The 13,777-nt window shown below is 68.0% G+C and carries 25 protein-coding genes; 3 read left to right on the top strand and 22 right to left on the bottom strand.

Translation table 11 applies throughout. The annotated features are described in order from the left end of the window. Positions 1-13: 13 nt before the first annotated feature. From rplR to ACX6XY_RS15765, 19 genes are all read right to left on the bottom strand, one after another. A complete protein-coding gene (gene rplR, locus ACX6XY_RS15855) occupies positions 14-397 on the bottom strand; it encodes a 50S ribosomal protein L18 (protein ID WP_460330733.1) in 384 nt (127 codons plus the stop codon). 3 nt (positions 398-400) lie between these two features. Beyond that, positions 401-940: a 50S ribosomal protein L6 gene (gene rplF / locus ACX6XY_RS15850; RefSeq protein WP_460330730.1), complete on the bottom strand. Its 540-nt coding sequence runs from the start codon at positions 938-940 to the stop codon at positions 401-403. Positions 941-961: 21 nt separating this feature from the next. Further along, positions 962-1,360, bottom strand: coding sequence for a 30S ribosomal protein S8 (gene rpsH / locus ACX6XY_RS15845; RefSeq protein WP_018528360.1), 399 nt, complete (start codon positions 1,358-1,360; stop codon positions 962-964). Between the two features lie 209 nt (positions 1,361-1,569). Beyond that, positions 1,570-1,755: a type Z 30S ribosomal protein S14 gene (locus ACX6XY_RS15840; RefSeq protein ID WP_003956452.1), complete on the bottom strand. Its 186-nt coding sequence runs from the start codon at positions 1,753-1,755 to the stop codon at positions 1,570-1,572. A gap of 5 nt (positions 1,756-1,760) precedes the next feature. Further along, positions 1,761-2,318: a 50S ribosomal protein L5 gene (rplE, locus tag ACX6XY_RS15835; protein ID WP_460330727.1), complete on the bottom strand. Its 558-nt coding sequence runs from the start codon at positions 2,316-2,318 to the stop codon at positions 1,761-1,763. Then, positions 2,318-2,641 carry a 50S ribosomal protein L24 gene (rplX, locus tag ACX6XY_RS15830; protein WP_411056714.1) on the bottom strand — a complete coding sequence of 108 codons (324 nt, stop codon included), beginning with the start codon at positions 2,639-2,641 and terminating at the stop codon, positions 2,318-2,320. The genes rplE and rplX overlap by 1 nt, the downstream gene beginning before the upstream one ends. A 2-nt stretch (positions 2,642-2,643) precedes the next feature. Continuing rightward, positions 2,644-3,012 carry a 50S ribosomal protein L14 gene (gene rplN / locus ACX6XY_RS15825; protein WP_156722921.1) on the bottom strand — a complete coding sequence of 123 codons (369 nt, stop codon included), beginning with the start codon at positions 3,010-3,012 and terminating at the stop codon, positions 2,644-2,646. Positions 3,013-3,117: 105 nt separating this feature from the next. Next, on the bottom strand, positions 3,118-3,402 hold the full coding sequence (gene rpsQ / locus ACX6XY_RS15820; RefSeq protein ID WP_156722919.1) for a 30S ribosomal protein S17: 285 nt from the start codon (positions 3,400-3,402) through the stop codon (positions 3,118-3,120). Continuing rightward, positions 3,402-3,626 (bottom strand): 50S ribosomal protein L29, encoded by a 225-nt coding sequence (gene rpmC, locus ACX6XY_RS15815; protein WP_460330724.1) that lies wholly within the window; start codon positions 3,624-3,626, stop codon positions 3,402-3,404. Before rpmC ends, rpsQ begins: the two co-directional genes overlap by 1 nt. Continuing rightward, on the bottom strand, positions 3,626-4,045 hold the full coding sequence (gene rplP / locus ACX6XY_RS15810; protein WP_460330722.1) for a 50S ribosomal protein L16: 420 nt from the start codon (positions 4,043-4,045) through the stop codon (positions 3,626-3,628). The genes rpmC and rplP overlap by 1 nt, the downstream gene beginning before the upstream one ends. 5 nt (positions 4,046-4,050) lie before the next feature. Then, entirely contained in the window at positions 4,051-4,890 is an 840-nt protein-coding gene (rpsC, locus tag ACX6XY_RS15805; protein ID WP_460330719.1) for a 30S ribosomal protein S3, read from the bottom strand. Further along, the gene (rplV, locus tag ACX6XY_RS15800) at positions 4,890-5,237 is read right to left on the bottom strand and encodes a 50S ribosomal protein L22 (RefSeq protein ID WP_304465707.1); all 348 of its coding nucleotides are present in this window, start codon (positions 5,235-5,237) and stop codon (positions 4,890-4,892) included. The genes rpsC and rplV overlap by 1 nt, the downstream gene beginning before the upstream one ends. A gap of 43 nt (positions 5,238-5,280) precedes the next feature. Continuing rightward, entirely contained in the window at positions 5,281-5,562 is a 282-nt protein-coding gene (gene rpsS / locus ACX6XY_RS15795) for a 30S ribosomal protein S19 (protein WP_156722913.1), read from the bottom strand. A 12-nt stretch (positions 5,563-5,574) separates the two neighbouring features. Next, positions 5,575-6,411 carry a 50S ribosomal protein L2 gene (rplB, locus tag ACX6XY_RS15790; RefSeq protein ID WP_460330715.1) on the bottom strand — a complete coding sequence of 279 codons (837 nt, stop codon included), beginning with the start codon at positions 6,409-6,411 and terminating at the stop codon, positions 5,575-5,577. Between the two features lie 39 nt (positions 6,412-6,450). Further along, positions 6,451-6,870 carry a 50S ribosomal protein L23 gene (gene rplW / locus ACX6XY_RS15785; protein ID WP_460330714.1) on the bottom strand — a complete coding sequence of 140 codons (420 nt, stop codon included), beginning with the start codon at positions 6,868-6,870 and terminating at the stop codon, positions 6,451-6,453. Beyond that, positions 6,870-7,520: a 50S ribosomal protein L4 gene (gene rplD / locus ACX6XY_RS15780; protein ID WP_460330711.1), complete on the bottom strand. Its 651-nt coding sequence runs from the start codon at positions 7,518-7,520 to the stop codon at positions 6,870-6,872. The genes rplW and rplD overlap by 1 nt, the downstream gene beginning before the upstream one ends. 5 nt (positions 7,521-7,525) lie before the next feature. Beyond that, positions 7,526-8,170, bottom strand: coding sequence for a 50S ribosomal protein L3 (gene rplC, locus ACX6XY_RS15775; protein ID WP_460330708.1), 645 nt, complete (start codon positions 8,168-8,170; stop codon positions 7,526-7,528). 14 nt (positions 8,171-8,184) lie between these two features. Beyond that, a complete protein-coding gene (rpsJ, locus tag ACX6XY_RS15770) occupies positions 8,185-8,493 on the bottom strand; it encodes a 30S ribosomal protein S10 (protein WP_004571821.1) in 309 nt (102 codons plus the stop codon). A 635-nt stretch (positions 8,494-9,128) separates the two neighbouring features. Then, complete coding sequence (locus tag ACX6XY_RS15765) at positions 9,129-10,022, bottom strand: DUF4190 domain-containing protein (RefSeq protein WP_460330705.1); 894 nt, start codon at positions 10,020-10,022, stop codon at positions 9,129-9,131. Between the two features lie 225 nt (positions 10,023-10,247). Between ACX6XY_RS15765 and ACX6XY_RS15760 the strand changes: the two genes are divergently transcribed. Continuing rightward, positions 10,248-10,586, top strand: coding sequence for a hypothetical protein (locus tag ACX6XY_RS15760; RefSeq protein ID WP_460330703.1), 339 nt, complete (start codon positions 10,248-10,250; stop codon positions 10,584-10,586). On the opposite strand, the gene ACX6XY_RS15755 is transcribed toward ACX6XY_RS15760, so the two are convergent. Genes ACX6XY_RS15755 through ACX6XY_RS15745 form a run of 3 tightly spaced genes read right to left on the bottom strand, consistent with a single transcriptional unit; the run spans position 10,551 to position 11,927 of the window. Beyond that, the gene (locus tag ACX6XY_RS15755; RefSeq protein WP_460330700.1) at positions 10,551-10,808 is read right to left on the bottom strand and encodes a DUF397 domain-containing protein; all 258 of its coding nucleotides are present in this window, start codon (positions 10,806-10,808) and stop codon (positions 10,551-10,553) included. The two genes, ACX6XY_RS15760 and ACX6XY_RS15755, sit on opposite strands and share 36 nt — an antisense overlap. A 31-nt stretch (positions 10,809-10,839) precedes the next feature. Continuing rightward, positions 10,840-11,055 carry a DUF397 domain-containing protein gene (locus ACX6XY_RS15750; RefSeq protein WP_460330698.1) on the bottom strand — a complete coding sequence of 72 codons (216 nt, stop codon included), beginning with the start codon at positions 11,053-11,055 and terminating at the stop codon, positions 10,840-10,842. Then, a complete protein-coding gene (locus ACX6XY_RS15745; RefSeq protein WP_460330696.1) occupies positions 11,052-11,927 on the bottom strand; it encodes a helix-turn-helix domain-containing protein in 876 nt (291 codons plus the stop codon). The genes ACX6XY_RS15750 and ACX6XY_RS15745 overlap by 4 nt, the downstream gene beginning before the upstream one ends. A 159-nt stretch (positions 11,928-12,086) precedes the next feature. On the opposite strand from ACX6XY_RS15745, the gene ACX6XY_RS15740 reads away from it, so the two are divergent. Both ACX6XY_RS15740 and ACX6XY_RS15735 read left to right on the top strand, forming a co-directional pair. After that, on the top strand, positions 12,087-12,611 hold the full coding sequence (locus ACX6XY_RS15740; protein WP_460330693.1) for an ATP-binding protein: 525 nt from the start codon (positions 12,087-12,089) through the stop codon (positions 12,609-12,611). 194 nt (positions 12,612-12,805) lie between these two features. Continuing rightward, entirely contained in the window at positions 12,806-13,774 is a 969-nt protein-coding gene (locus tag ACX6XY_RS15735) for a helix-turn-helix domain-containing protein (protein WP_460330691.1), read from the top strand. The last annotated feature ends 3 nt before the right edge of the window (positions 13,775-13,777 follow it).

Here is a 13,777-nt window from a genome sequence, read left to right as displayed (position 1 = left end):
CTACGGACGGGACTCAGAACTTGAGTCCGGCTTCGCGGGCGGCGTCCGCCAGGGCGGCGATGCGCCCGGCGTACTGGTTACCACCACGGTCGAATACGACGGCCTCGATGCCCGCGGCCTTGGCGCGCTCGGCGACCAGGGCGCCGACCTGCTTGGCCTTGGCGGACTTGTCGGCCTCGCCACCGCGGATCGAGCTGTCCAGGGTGGACGCCGACGCGAGGGTGTGACCCTTCACGTCGTCGATGACCTGGGCGACGATGTTGCGGTTCGAGCGCGTCACGACCAGGCGCGGACGCTCGGCCGTACCCGAGATGTGCTTACGGATGCGGATGTGACGACGCTTGATAGCGGCACGCTTGTAAGCGTCGCCCTTAGCAATCTTGACACCGTATGCCATGGCTTACTTACCCGCCTTTCCGACCTTGCGGCGGATGACTTCGCCCTCGTACTTGACGCCCTTGGCCTTGTACGGGTCGGGCTTGCGCAGCTTGCGGATGTTGGCGGCGACCTCGCCGACCTTCTGCTTGTCGATGCCCTCGACAGACAGCTTGGTCGCGGACTCCACGTTGAACTTGATGCCCTCGGGAGCCTCGACCAGGATCGGGTGGCTGTAGCCGAGCGAGAACTCCAGGTTGGAGCCCTTCGCCAGGACGCGGTAACCGACACCGCTGATCTCGAGCTTCTTCACGTACCCCTGGGTCACACCGGTGATCATGTTCGCCACCAGCGTGCGGGACAGGCCGTGCAGGGCCTTGTTCTGACGCTCGTCGTTGGGGCGGGTGACGTTCAGGACGCCGTCCTCACCCTTCTCGACCTCGATCGGAGCGGCGACGGTGTGGGAGAGGGTGCCCTTGGGGCCCTTCACCTGGACCGTACGGCCGTCGATGGTGACGTCCACGCCGGCGGGAACCGTGATGGGGAGCTTGCCAATACGCGACATTAGCTTTTCCTCCGTTCCCGACTACCAGACGTAGGCGAGGACTTCCCCACCTACGCCCTTCTTGCCTGCCTGCTGACCGGTCAGAAGACCGTGCGACGTGGAGATGATCGCCACGCCGAGGCCGCCGAGGACCTTGGGCAGGTTGGTGGACTTCGCGTAAACCCGGAGACCGGGCTTGGAGATCCGCTTGATGCCCGCGATGGAGCGCTCACGGTTCGGGCCGAACTTCAGCTCGAGGACGAGGTTCTTGCCGACCTCGGCGTCCTCGACCTTCCAGCCCGTGATGAAGCCCTCCTGCTGGAGGATCTCCGCGATGTGCGACTTGATCTTGCTGTGCGGCATCGCCACGGTGTCGTGGTACGCCGAGTTCGCGTTACGCAGACGAGTCAGCATGTCCGCGATCGGATCAGTCATGGTCATGAATTGGCCTTCGGCCTCTCTCGCCGGGGTTTCCTGTATGCGCCATCCCTCTCCCCGCTCAGAGGCGGGACGGGTGCGGTGCGGGGACCTACGGCGTAGTAAGTCGGTCAGGGCGGCGGGCGCCCAACCCTCCCAGCCTAAGCCATGGAGGGGCGGGCTCCCGCCGACCGGATACTTACCGAGAGCCTCCGGTAATCCCAACTAGGGGATTACCAGGAGCTCTTGGTCACGCCCGGCAGCTCGCCGCGGTGAGCCATCTCACGAAGGCACACACGGCAGAGGCCGAACTTGCGGTACACGGAGTGCGGACGGCCGCAGCGCTGGCAGCGGGTGTACGCGCGCACACCGAACTTGGGCTTACGAGCAGCCTTGGCAATCAGAGCCTTCTTCGCCATCTCGCTCACGCCTCCTTGAAGGGGAAGCCGAGGTGACGAAGGAGGGCACGGCCCTCGTCGTCGTTGGTCGCCGTGGTGACCACGGTGATGTCCATACCCCGGACGCGGTCGATCTTGTCCTGGTCGATCTCGTGGAACATGACCTGCTCGGTGAGACCGAAGGTGTAGTTGCCACGGCCGTCGAACTGCTTGGGGGACAGACCACGGAAGTCGCGGATGCGCGGGAGCGCGAGCGACAGGGTGCGGTCCAGGAACTCCCACATGCGGTCGCCACGGAGCGTGACGTGGCAGCCGATCGGCTGGCCCTCGCGCAGCTTGAACTGCGCGATGGACTTGCGGGCCTTGGTGACGGCCGGCTTCTGACCGGTGATCGTGGTGAGGTCCTTGATGGCCCCGTCGATCAGCTTGGAGTCGCGGGCGGCGTCGCCCACACCCATGTTGACCACGATCTTCACGAGGCCGGGGATCTGCATGACGTTCTCGTACTTGAACTCGTCACGCAGCTTGCCCGCGATCTCCTCGCGGTACTTCGTCTTCAGACGCGGAGTGGTGGTGGTCGTCATCAGATGTCCTCACCCGTCCGCTTGGCAACGCGGATCTTGTTGCCTTCGTCGTCGAAGCGGTAACCGACGCGAGTGACGACCTTGTTGCCGTCCTTCTCCACGACGAGCTGAACGTTGCTCACGTGGACCGGGGCCTCGGTGGTGACGATGCCGCCGGCCTGCGAAGCGCGGCCCGGCTGGTTCGCCTTCGTGTGCTTCTTGACCCGGTTGACACCCTCGACCAGGACGCGGTCCTCGCGGGGGTAGGCCGCGATGACCTTGCCCTGCTTGCCCTTGTCCTTGCCGGTGATGACCTGTACCAGGTCGCCCTTCTTGATCTTCATGCTTACAGCACCTCCGGCGCGAGCGAGATGATCTTCATGAACTTCTTCTCGCGCAGCTCACGGCCCACGGGGCCGAAGATACGGGTGCCGCGAGGGTCGCCGTCGTTCTTCAGAACAACGGCGGCGTTCTCGTCGAAGCGGATGTACGAGCCGTCCGGACGGCGGCGCTCCTTGACGGTGCGAACGATGACCGCCTTGATGACGTCACCCTTCTTCACGTTGCCGCCGGGGATCGCGTCCTTGACGGTGGCGACGATGACGTCACCGATGCCCGCGTAGCGGCGACCCGAGCCACCGAGAACACGGATGCAAAGGATTTCCTTCGCACCAGTGTTGTCGGCGACCTTGAGTCGCGACTCCTGCTGGATCACGTCTATCTCCTGATCGTCTGCCGGTTCCCGGCAGGGGCTTCACTCTGACGAGCGGGCCCCTGCCGAGCCTGGCGGAACTGTCCTGCGGGATATTTCCCGCAGGAATTACTTGGCCTTCTCGAGGATCTCGACGATGCGCCAGCGCTTGGTGGCGGACAGCGGCCGGGTCTCCATCAGGAGGACGCGGTCGCCGACGCCGGCGGCGTTCTGCTCGTCGTGGGCCTTGAGCTTGTTCGTACGGCGGATGACCTTGCCGTACAGCGCGTGCTTGACGCGGTCCTCGACGGCGACGACGACGGTCTTGTCCATCTTGTCGCTGACGACCAGACCCTCACGGGTCTTGCGGAACCCGCGGGCGGCAGTCTCTTCAGTCACGTTCTTCTCGCTCATCAGGCGCTCTCCACCGTCTCGATGCCCAGCTCGCGCTCACGCATGAGGGTGTAGATCCGCGCGATGTCCTTACGGACGGCCTTGAGCCGGCCGTGGTTCTCGAGCTGACCCGTCGCCGCCTGGAAGCGGAGATTGAACAGCTCTTCCTTGGACTCGCGGAGCTTACCCAGGAGCTCCTCGTTGCCCAGCTCGCGCAGCTCGGACGCCTTGGTACCGGCCGACATCACGCTTCACCTGCCTCGCGCTTGACGATCCGGCACTTCATCGGCAGCTTGTGGGCCGCACGGGTCAGCGCCTCACGGGCGATCTTCTCGTTCGGGTAGGACAGCTCGAACATCACCCGACCGGGCTTGACGTTCGCGACCCACCACTCGGGGGAACCCTTACCGGAACCCATGCGGGTCTCGGCGGGCTTCTTGGTCAGCGGGCGGTCCGGGTAGATGTTGATCCAGACCTTGCCACCACGCTTGATGTGACGCGTCATGGCGATACGAGCCGCCTCGATCTGACGGTTCGTCACGTAAGCCGGGCCCATGGCCTGGATGCCGTACTCGCCGAACGCCACCTCAGTGCCACCCTTGGCCATGCCGTTGCGCTTGGGGTGGTGCTGCTTGCGGTGCTTGACCCTACGCGGGATCAGCATGTCGGTCAGGCCTCCGTTCCAGTGCTCTCAGCCGGAGCGGCAGCGGCGGGGGCCTCGGCCTTGGGGGCCTCGGCTGCCGGCGCGGACTGCTGCTGCGGCTTGCGGCCGCGGCCGCCACGCTCGCCACCACGGCCACCACGGGCCGGGCGGTCCTGACCGCCACCACGGGCCGGGCGGTTGCCCGCACGGGCCGCGGCGTTCTCGGCGCGGACCTCGGCGATGTTCTTGACGTCGCCCTTGTAGATCCAGACCTTCACGCCGATGCGGCCGAAGGTGGTCTTGGCCTCGAAGAAGCCGTAGTCGACGTTCGCGCGGAGCGTGTGCAGGGGCACACGGCCCTCGCGGTAGAACTCCGAGCGGGACATCTCGGCGCCGCCGAGACGACCGCCACACTGGATCTTGATGCCCTTGGCGCCGGCCTTCATCGAGCTCTGCATGCTCTTGCGCATGGCCCGACGGAAGGAGACACGCGAGGACAGCTGCTCGGCGACGGCCTGCGCGACCAGCTGAGCGTCGACCTCGGGGTTCTTGACCTCGAGGATGTTCAGCTGGACCTGCTTGCCGGTGAGCTTCTCGAGGTCGCCGCGGATGCGGTCGGCCTCGGCGCCGCGACGGCCGATGACGATGCCGGGACGCGCGGTGTGGATGTCCACACGCACACGGTCACGGGTGCGCTCGATCTCCACCTTGGAGATGCCCGCGCGCTCCATGCCCTGCGTCATCATCCGACGGATGGCGACGTCTTCCTTGACGTAGTCCTTGTACAGCTTGTCGGCGTACCAACGCGACTTGAAGTCGGTCGTGACACCGAGCCGGAACCCGTGCGGGTTTACCTTCTGGCCCATTACCGGGTTCCTTCCTTGCTGCTGACGACCACGGTGATGTGGCTGGTCCGCTTACGGATCCGGTAGGCACGACCCTGGGCGCGCGGCCGGAACCGCTTCAGGGTCGGGCCCTCGTCCACGTACGCCTCGCTGATGAACAGCGTGGAGGCGTCGGAGTGGTCGTAGTTGTGCGCGGCGTTGGCGATGGCGCTGTCCAGCACCTTGCCGACCGGCACGCTCGCGGCCTGCGGGGCGAAACGCAGGACCGCCTGGGCCTCCGTGGCGTCCATGCCACGGATGAGGTCCACCACGCGGCGGGCCTTCATGGGCGTGACGCGGATGTACCGCGCCTGGGCCCTGGCTTCCATGGTTGTCCCTTCGGTGTTCTTCATAGTCTTCGCACCCGCCTCGTCAGCGACGCTTCGACTTGCGGTCGTCCTTGACGTGGCCGCGGAAGGTGCGGGTCGGCGCAAACTCGCCGAGCTTGTGGCCGACCATCGACTCGGTGACGAACACCGGGATGTGGGTCTTGCCGTTGTGCACCGCGATGGTGTGACCCAGCATGGCCGGGATGATCATCGAGCGCCGGGACCAGGTCTTGATGACGTTCTTGGAACCCGCTTCGTTCTGGACGTCCACCTTCTTGATCAGGTGGTCGTCGACGAAGGGTCCCTTCTTGAGACTGCGCGGCATCTAAACCCGCTCCTAGCGCTTCTTGTTCGTCTTGCGGCGGCGGACGATGTACTTGTTGCTCGCCTTCTTCGGCGAACGCGTACGACCCTCCTTCTGACCCCACGGCGAGACCGGGTGGCGACCACCGGAGGTCTTGCCCTCACCACCACCGTGCGGGTGGTCAACCGGGTTCATCACGACACCGCGAACGGTGGGACGAACGCCCAGCCAGCGCTTACGGCCGGCCTTGCCCCAGTTGATGTTCGACTGCTCGGCGTTGCCGACCTCGCCGATCGTGGCGCGGCAGCGGACGTCGACGAGACGGATCTCGCCGGACGGCATACGAAGGTGGGCCATCGAGCCCTCCTTCGCCAGCAGCTGCACGGAGGCGCCCGCGGAGCGGGCGAACTTGGCGCCACCGCCGGGACGGAGCTCGATCGCGTGGATCGTGGTACCGACCGGGATGTTGCGCAGCGCCAGGTTGTTGCCGGGCTTGATGTCGGCGCCGGGGCCGTTCTCAATCCGGTCGCCCTGGTTCAGGCCGCGCGGGGCGATGATGTAGCGCTTCTCGCCGTCTGCGTAGTGCAGCAGCGCGATGCGCGCGGTGCGGTTGGGGTCGTACTCGATGTGCGCGACCTTCGCCGGCACGCCGTCCTTGTCGTGACGACGGAAGTCGATCACGCGGTAGGCGCGCTTGTGTCCGCCACCCTGGTGGCGAACGGTGATCCGACCGGCGTTGTTACGGCCGCCCTTGCTGTGCAGCGGGCGAACCAGCGACTTCTCCGGCGTGGACCGCGTTACCTCGACGAAGTCGGCGACGGAGGAGCCACGGCGGCCCGGCGTCGTCGGCTTGTACTTGCGGATTCCCATTTCTCAGTCCTCGTCCGATATTCGGACCAGGGCGCTCCGTTAGGAGGCCTGGCCGAAGATGTCGATACGGTCGCCCTCAGCGAGGGTCACGATGGCGCGCTTGGTGTCCGCGCGCTTGCCGAAACCGGTGCGGGTGCGCTTGCGCTTGCCCTGCCGGTTGATCGTGTTGACCCCGGTGACCTTGACCGAGAAGACCGCCTCGACGGCCTGCTTGATCTGGGTCTTGTTGGCGCGCGGGTCGACGATGAACGTGTACTTGTTCTCGTCCAGGAGCGCGTAGCTCTTCTCCGAGACCACCGGCTTGACGAGCACGTCGCGGTGGTCGGTGTAGACCTTGCTCGGCTCGGCCGGCGACTGCGGGCCGGGGCCCTCGACGGCACGGCGCTTGGCCTTGGCGGCCCGCGCGGCCTTCGCGGCCTTGGCTTCCTTAGAGGCGATGCTCTGGTGGAACGTGGCCATCAGGCGACACTCCCTTCGGTCTCAGCGGCCTTGGGGCCCGCGACGAAGGAGTCGAAGGCGGCCTTGGTGAAGACCACGTCGTCCGAAACGAGCACGTCATACGTGTTCAGCTGGCCCGGCTCCAGGATGTGCACCTGGGGCAGGTTGCGAGCCGACAGCAGGGCCTTCTCGTCCGCACGCTCGATGACCAGGAGCACGTTCTTGCGCTCGCTGACCTTGCCGAGGAGGGTCTTGGCGGCCTTGGTGGAGATGTCGCCCTCGACCACGCCGGACACGACGTGGATGCGGTTGTTGCGGGCCCGGTCGGTGAGGGCGCCACGCAGGGCGGCGGCCTTCATCTTCTTCGGGGTCCGCTGCGAGTAGTCACGCGGCACGGGGCCGTGCACGACGCCACCGCCGGCGAACTGCGGCGCACGGGTCGAACCCTGGCGCGCGCGGCCGGTGCCCTTCTGGCGGTACGGCTTCTTGCCGCCGCCTCGGACCTCGCCGCGGGTCTTGACCTTGTGCGTGCCCTGACGGGCCGCGGCCAGCTGCGCGACGACGACCTGGTGGATCAGCGGGATGCTGACCTTCGCGTCGAAGATCTCGCTCGGGAGCTCGACGGTCCCGGCGTTGTCGCCGGAGGGCGACAGAATGTCAATGGTGCTCATAGTCCTCAGGCCCCCTTGGCCGCGGTGCGGACCAGGACGAGGCCGCCGTTCGGACCAGGAACCGCGCCCTTGATGAGGAGCAGGCCCTTCTCCGCGTCAACGGCGTGAACGGTCAGGTTCTGGGTGGTGACCCGCTCGTTGCCCATGCGGCCCGCCATGCGCGTGCCCTTGAAGACACGGCCGGGGGTGGCACAGCCACCGATGGAACCGGGCATACGGTGCACACGGTGGGCACCGTGGGACGCCTTGCCACCCTTGAAGTTGTGACGCTTCATGGCACCGGCGAAGCCCTTGCCCTTGCTCTTGGCCGTGACGTCGACCTTGACGCCGGACTCGAACACGTCCGCGCTGATCTCCTGGCCGAGCGTGTACTCGCTCGCGCCGGAGGTGCGGATCTCCACCAGGTGGCGGCGGGGGGTCACGTCGGCCTTGGCGAAGTGGCCCTTGAGGGGCTTGTTCACCTTGCGCGGGTCGATCTCGCCGAAGGCGATCTGGACCGACTCGTAGCCGTCGGAGTCATTCGTACGGACCTGGGTAACGACGCAGGGCCCGGCCTTGACGACGGTCACCGGGACGACACGGTTGTTCTCGTCCCAGACCTGGGTCATGCCGAGCTTCTCGCCCAGGACGCCCTTGATCTGCTTAGCCATCTTCTCCGCGCCTCTCAGAGCTTGATCTCGATGTCAACGCCGGCCGGAAGGTCCAGGCGCATCAGCGAGTCAACGGTCTTGGGCGTCGGGTCGAGGATGTCGATCAGGCGCTTGTGCGTGCGCATCTCGAAGTGCTCGCGCGAGTCCTTGTACTTGTGCGGCGACTTGATGACGCAGTACACGTTCTTCTCAGTGGGCAGCGGCACCGGGCCCGCGACCGACGCACCAGTGCGCGTCACCGTCTCGACGATCTTCTTCGCCGAAGTGTCGATGACCTCGTGGTCGTAGGCCTTGAGCCGGATGCGGATCTTCTGTCCCGCCATGGCTACTTTGTAGTCCTGTCTCTCGTAACGCTCTGGAACCCGGCGGGTTCTGTCACGTCTTCCTCGACCCACGCGGTCGGGCGTGTCGCAGTCTCGCTGACAGGGATGTCCCTAGGGGTTTCCCTGCGAGGGGCTGCGGCCCTGATGACCGCGCGGCGGGGGAAGAACACCCACCGGGCGCCTGGCTGAAGGCACCCCGCTCCGCTTCCCGGAAGATTCCCGTACGTCCGCCCCAGCGCTGCCACAGGGCAGATAGGGCGACGAGTACTGTGGGACTCGCTTCCGGTCCTCCCGGCGGGAGGCGCGCAGCATCGGCACTCAACCGAGCAACCCGGACAGTCTGCCATACGGGGCATCGACCTGGCCAATCGTGGCGGAGGATCGTACCCGGTGCGGGGCGGGAGTCAAACCCTGGGGTTCGACTCCCCTGGGCTCCACCCACGCGACGACGGCCCACCAGAAGCACCCCCGGACCATGGGCACCCCCAATCGAGCCCGCCGGTACCGGCGAGCACGCCGCGTAGACTTCGAGGCCCTGGGGGAGCGGGAGCAGTCCGGGCTGTGACCTATCCGCCGGCGTCTCCGTCGTCTGGCGGCTGCTGGAGCGGCTGCGCCCGAGAACCGGCTGAGGTGCGTCAGGACGTCGGGCCGCTCCAGATCGCCGAGTCGCGGTCGAAGCCGAGCTGCACCTCCACGTCCAGCGTGTCCGCTGCGCTTGGGGGCAGGTCGAAGGCGTAGTCGGCTACCGCTTTCTTCCCTGGGAGCAGGGAACCACGGAAGCCGAGGATGTCGCTCGCACTGTCGAAGATCCGGTCGGCCGCGCGTCCGTCCGCGTCCCTCGCCGACACGATGAGCACGAGATCCTGTTTCTCCTCGGAGTCGTTGCGCACGGTGATCTCGACCACCACCGCGCGGTTTCCGGAAGCGTGGCCAGCCGCCGTGTCGGACGGGCTGAACGGGCGAGGGGCCGCGACCGTGATCTTGACCCCGTCCGCGTACTCCTGGGTCGCGTCGAAGTCGAGCGCTCCACCGGCGGCGGGCGTCTCGGCCTCGGCGGGGCTGGGGGCTTCCTCCTCGTCGGGAGCGGCGGTGTCCTCTCCCTCGGGCGTGGGCGTGGACGGGGCCGTCGTCTTCGGGACGTCGAGTTCCCGCTTGACGTCCTCCAGGGCGTTGTTGACGATCACCCCTCCGATGATCGACAGCACGATCGCGAGGCCGCCGAGTACGGTGCCGACGATCGACATGCGCTTGTTCGTGGCCTGCCCCCGCGTCGCCCGTCGGGCTCCGACGGGACCCAGGACCAGGGCGATGACGCCGAGGACGGCGGCGATCCAGAAGAGCAGCGGGACCAGCCCGGCCAGGACGCCTACGATCCCGACGATCAGGGCGGCGATGCCGAAGCCGTTCCTCGGCGGCTGGTCCGGGCTTGGCTGTCTGCCGAGGTAGGGCCCGCGCGGCGGGCCGCTCGGCGTGCCCGGCGGCACCGACCGGCCCCGGCTCGGCCACTGCGGATTCGTTGAAGCGGCCATGCTGTTTCCGACCTCCCCACAGACCTGTGGGGGGAGCGGCCGCGCAGCTTGCGGCCTCCTCCTCTGCTCCCATCACACGCCCGCTACGGGGTGATCGCATCCCAGGCCAGGCCCGGCCCGGCATCCGGATGGGGTGCCTACACCCGAGCGTCAGCTGAGCGCGGCGCGGCACGCCACCGCTGGGCCAGACGGGTGACCATCGCGCACGCGTTTCGTTGGCATCGCATGCACATCATCGGAATCCGACGAACCACGGCCATCGCCGCCACCGCGACCGCCACGGTCGCCGCGGCGTGGGCTGGCGCGGCACCGGCCGCGGCCACCACGATCATCGGCACCGGTAACGGGGCCCACGACAACACCTGCCTGAACCTCGACGGTCGGGCCGTCGCCGACGGGCCGACGACAGACGGCGTCGGCACGCTCGGCGGCCTGATCGCCACGCTTCCGCTGTCGGGTCCCGCGAACCAGTGCGGCAACCTCGGCCTCCAGGCCGCCGACAGTGAGGACACCGAGGACGACGGCGGCTCAGCGCGAGCCGTGGCGGACCACGAGGTCTACTGACCGCCACCGAGAGGCGGACGCGTACGCGACGAAGCCCGCCCAGGCCGAGGGCCCTACGGCTAGCCGGGGACCCTCGGTGGTCGCGTTCTTGGAGTCGCGGACGTGGACTCCGCCTGAGACAGTCGCCACCTCGACACACTCGTTCCCGTCGCTCTGGTCGCTGTAGCTGCTCTTGAACCACGCCAGTTCGGAAACGTCCCCGGCAGAGGCCTTGCGGGTCATGTCGCTCCCCATGCTTACTCGCGGTTGGCGGTCAGGCCTTAGAGACCGAGGCGTACGAGACGAAGCCCGCCCAAGCGCCTGGCGCGAAGGCGAGTTGAGGGCCCTCAATGTTCTTGGAATCGCGGACGTGGATGGTGCTAGGAGTGGTGGCGACCTCGACGCAGGAGTCGCCTTCGCTACCGCTGCTGTAGCTGCTCTTGAACCACGCCAGTTCGGAAACGTCCCCGGCGGAGGCCTTGCGGATCATGTTTCTCCCAGCACTTGCTCGATGAAGGCCATCGACTCCCGTGGAGTGAGAGCCTGCGCCCGGATGATGCCATACCGCAGCTCCAGGATACGGAGATGCTTCGGCTCGGAGACCGGACGGCCGTTGGCCACCGCAGGGGAACGCCCGACCGCCGAGCCGTCAGCGAACTTCAGCACCTCGATCCCGCCGTCCACTCCGGCGTGCTCCTCGCGGTTCATCGGCATCACCTGAATCTCGACGCTCCGCAACTGCCCGATCTCACGCAGATGTTCGAGCTGCTGATGTTGCACCATTGTCCCCCCGAGGGGACGCCGAAGCACCCATTCTTCCAGTATGAAGCTGAGTTCGGGCGCTGGCTCCCGCTCGAAGACGATCTTTCGAGCCAGGCGTGCAGCCATGTAGCGTTCCACCTCATCGCGGGTGTACGCGGGCCGCCGCATTAACAGCAGCGCCCGCGCCTGCTCCGGCGTCTGCAACAGGCCATGGACGTTCAAGGGGTCGTAGAGCTGCATCTCAACGGCCTTGGCCTCCAGCGCCCCCAACTCTCGCACCTTCCTCGGGTACCGGACCTTCTTCACGTCCTCCCAGGTCGCGGCGATGAGCCCGTCCGCCCGCAAGACCTCGTCGGCCTTGTTCAGGTACTCCTGCCGGGGAATCCGCTTGCCACCCTCGATCTTGTAGACGAGGTCCTCGCCGTACCCAACCGCCCTCCCGAACTCGGCGGCCCGCATCCCCACCGACTCCCGGCGAAGCTTCAGTTGCCGTCCGACGGTCTCGATGACCGCGACTCCCCACTCGTCGTCCGGGTCCACCTCCCAACCCGGCTCGTCCGTCTCGTCCTTGAGCCGCCCCGCGTCGCCGTCCGCGCTCATCCCGCGCCCCTCCGCCGTGTGCCGCTGTGCCTCAACGCCCCTTATCCCCGCCGCGTCGCTTCGGACAGCCTGGACAGCACCGGACAAGCACTGGACAGTCGCTGTACGCGAGGGCATTTCCCATCAACACGGTACGCACGCACCGCCACGCTGGGTGACATGAACCAAGAAACCGCTCCCCCGGCCGCCAAGCCACGCGAGTTCACGGCCCGCCTGCCCGCCACCCGCAGGGGCGCGCACCTCGCTCGCGCGCTCGCCGCCGAGCAACTCCGCGACTGGGGCTGGCCCTTGGACGCCGCGTCGGTGGTGATCGCCGAGCTGACCGCGAACGCGGTCCTGCACGGCCATGTGCCGGGCCGGGACTTCCACCTGGCGCTGGCCGTCACCGGCGACGCACTCCGCGTCGAGGTCACCGACACCCGCCCGGAGCGGCTGCCCGCCGTCCAGCGCCCCGGCCCTGACGGGGACAGCGAGTCCGGGCGCGGCCTCCTGCTCGTCGAGGCGCTCACCGACCGCTGGGGCGTCACCTCGGGCCCCGCCCCGCGCAAGACGGTGTGGGCCGAGCTGAACACCTCACCGGATCGCGCATACCGCGACCCGGTTCGCCGCGACGCGGCGGACCGCGACCTCGATGACCGCGACGCGGTGGCCCACGGCGTAAAAGCTCTTAAGGAACGCTCTTAAAGACGGAGGAAAAACCCCTACCCACCCCACCCACCCCCAGTCACTCACAAGGGTGATCTCTGCCAACTGGGCTGGATTTCGGTTGGGTTGGCGGGCATATGCTCGCCCCGACAACCACAGAAAGTCAGCGACCCCCGCCGGGAGTAGCGATCCCGGACGAGGGTCTCACCAACGAGGAAGAAGAACCCTTCCCCATGGGTCACCAGTACTCTAGCGCGCCTTCGCGCGCCTCGTCCGGGGTTCCCGGACGCACGACGCGATCCGGTGTCGTGCATGACAACGTCCGGCACACCGAGCGCTACACCGTGGTCGGCAACCACCTGGCCCAGCACCGGGAGCTGTCCCTGCTGGCGATCGGGCTCGCCGTGCACATCCAGTCGCTGCCCTGCGGGGCGAAGATCGGCATCAGATTCCTCGCGGCCCGCTTCCCGGAGAGCGAGTACCGCATCGCCGCCGCCCTGCGGGAGCTGGAGGCCCACGGCTATCTGCGGCGCACGCGCGAGCGGCTGCCCAGCGGCCAGGTCGTCACCCGTACGGTGTCGTGCAACCGGCCCGGCGACCGGCCTGGTGGCCAACTCGGCGACCGACCCGGTGACCGGCCTGGGAATCGCCCCGGCAGCCCGTCCCACGCACGCTCGGCTCCGGCCCGGACCGGCCCGAAAGCACCGGTGCGGCACGCCCCCGCGGCTCCGGCTCCGGTGACACCCGTACCGCCGCCCGCGCCCGAGCCCGCCGCCCCCGCCCCCGTACAGCGCGCGCCGAAGGACACGCCACCGCTGCCGCTGCCCGAGCCCGAGACCCCCGACCCGGAGCGGCTGCGCGTCGCCGCCGGGCTGCTCGCCGAGCTGCGCCGCCACGAACCCCGGCTGCTGCTCGCCGAGCGCGACGTACGCCGCCTCGCGCCCGCCGTCGAGGCCTGGCTGGAGCGCGGGGCCGCGCCCGACGCCGTACGCCGGGCGCTGCTCGCGCGCCTCCCGGAGCCCCTGGGCCACCCGGCCGGGCTGCTCGCGCACCGCCTCACCGCGCTGCTGCCCCCACCCCTGCCCACCGGCCCGCGCGCGCCCGACCCCCTCCAGACCTGCGAGGAGTGCGACCGCGCCTTCCGCGCCCCGGAACCCGGCCACTGCCGCGCCTGCGCATCCCGCCTGGGAGAGGCCGCCTAACGC

The organism is Streptomyces sp. O3 (genome assembly GCF_054788135.1).
Note: the sequence above shows the minus strand (reverse complement) of the source record. Positions and strands in the feature narration are given on the sequence as shown.

Bases quoted from the DNA above. Each gene is read 5' to 3' on its own strand.
- rplP (WP_460330722.1), bottom strand. From the start codon at position 4,045: ATGCTGATCCCGCGTAGGGTCAAGCACCGCAAGCAGCACCACCCCAAG.
- ACX6XY_RS15745 (WP_460330696.1), bottom strand. From the start codon at position 11,927: ATGAGCGCGGACGGCGACGCGGGGCGGCTCAAGGACGAGACGGACGAG.
- ACX6XY_RS15750 (WP_460330698.1), bottom strand. From the start codon at position 11,055: ATGATCCGCAAGGCCTCCGCCGGGGACGTTTCCGAACTGGCGTGGTTC.
- rplW (WP_460330714.1), bottom strand. From the start codon at position 6,870: ATGGCCACGTTCCACCAGAGCATCGCCTCTAAGGAAGCCAAGGCCGCG.
- ACX6XY_RS15735 (WP_460330691.1), top strand. From the start codon at position 12,806: ATGGGTCACCAGTACTCTAGCGCGCCTTCGCGCGCCTCGTCCGGGGTT.
- rpsQ (WP_156722919.1), bottom strand. From the start codon at position 3,402: ATGAGCGAGAAGAACGTGACTGAAGAGACTGCCGCCCGCGGGTTCCGC.
- rpsH (WP_018528360.1), bottom strand. From the start codon at position 1,360: ATGACCATGACTGATCCGATCGCGGACATGCTGACTCGTCTGCGTAAC.
- rplE (WP_460330727.1), bottom strand. From the start codon at position 2,318: ATGACGACCACCACCACTCCGCGTCTGAAGACGAAGTACCGCGAGGAG.
- ACX6XY_RS15760 (WP_460330703.1), top strand. From the start codon at position 10,248: ATGCACATCATCGGAATCCGACGAACCACGGCCATCGCCGCCACCGCG.
- ACX6XY_RS15765 (WP_460330705.1), bottom strand. From the start codon at position 10,022: ATGGCCGCTTCAACGAATCCGCAGTGGCCGAGCCGGGGCCGGTCGGTG.
- ACX6XY_RS15740 (WP_460330693.1), top strand. From the start codon at position 12,087: ATGAACCAAGAAACCGCTCCCCCGGCCGCCAAGCCACGCGAGTTCACG.
- rplV (WP_304465707.1), bottom strand. From the start codon at position 5,237: ATGGAAGCCAGGGCCCAGGCGCGGTACATCCGCGTCACGCCCATGAAG.
- rpsJ (WP_004571821.1), bottom strand. From the start codon at position 8,493: ATGGCGGGACAGAAGATCCGCATCCGGCTCAAGGCCTACGACCACGAG.
- rplF (WP_460330730.1), bottom strand. From the start codon at position 940: ATGTCGCGTATTGGCAAGCTCCCCATCACGGTTCCCGCCGGCGTGGAC.
- rplD (WP_460330711.1), bottom strand. From the start codon at position 7,520: ATGAGCACCATTGACATTCTGTCGCCCTCCGGCGACAACGCCGGGACC.
- rpsC (WP_460330719.1), bottom strand. From the start codon at position 4,890: ATGGGCCAGAAGGTAAACCCGCACGGGTTCCGGCTCGGTGTCACGACC.
- rplC (WP_460330708.1), bottom strand. From the start codon at position 8,170: ATGGCTAAGCAGATCAAGGGCGTCCTGGGCGAGAAGCTCGGCATGACC.
- rpsS (WP_156722913.1), bottom strand. From the start codon at position 5,562: ATGCCGCGCAGTCTCAAGAAGGGACCCTTCGTCGACGACCACCTGATC.
- rpmC (WP_460330724.1), bottom strand. From the start codon at position 3,626: ATGTCGGCCGGTACCAAGGCGTCCGAGCTGCGCGAGCTGGGCAACGAG.
- ACX6XY_RS15755 (WP_460330700.1), bottom strand. From the start codon at position 10,808: ATGACCCGCAAGGCCTCTGCCGGGGACGTTTCCGAACTGGCGTGGTTC.
- rplR (WP_460330733.1), bottom strand. From the start codon at position 397: ATGGCATACGGTGTCAAGATTGCTAAGGGCGACGCTTACAAGCGTGCC.
- rplB (WP_460330715.1), bottom strand. From the start codon at position 6,411: ATGGGAATCCGCAAGTACAAGCCGACGACGCCGGGCCGCCGTGGCTCC.
- ACX6XY_RS15840 (WP_003956452.1), bottom strand. From the start codon at position 1,755: ATGGCGAAGAAGGCTCTGATTGCCAAGGCTGCTCGTAAGCCCAAGTTC.
- rplX (WP_411056714.1), bottom strand. From the start codon at position 2,641: ATGAAGATCAAGAAGGGCGACCTGGTACAGGTCATCACCGGCAAGGAC.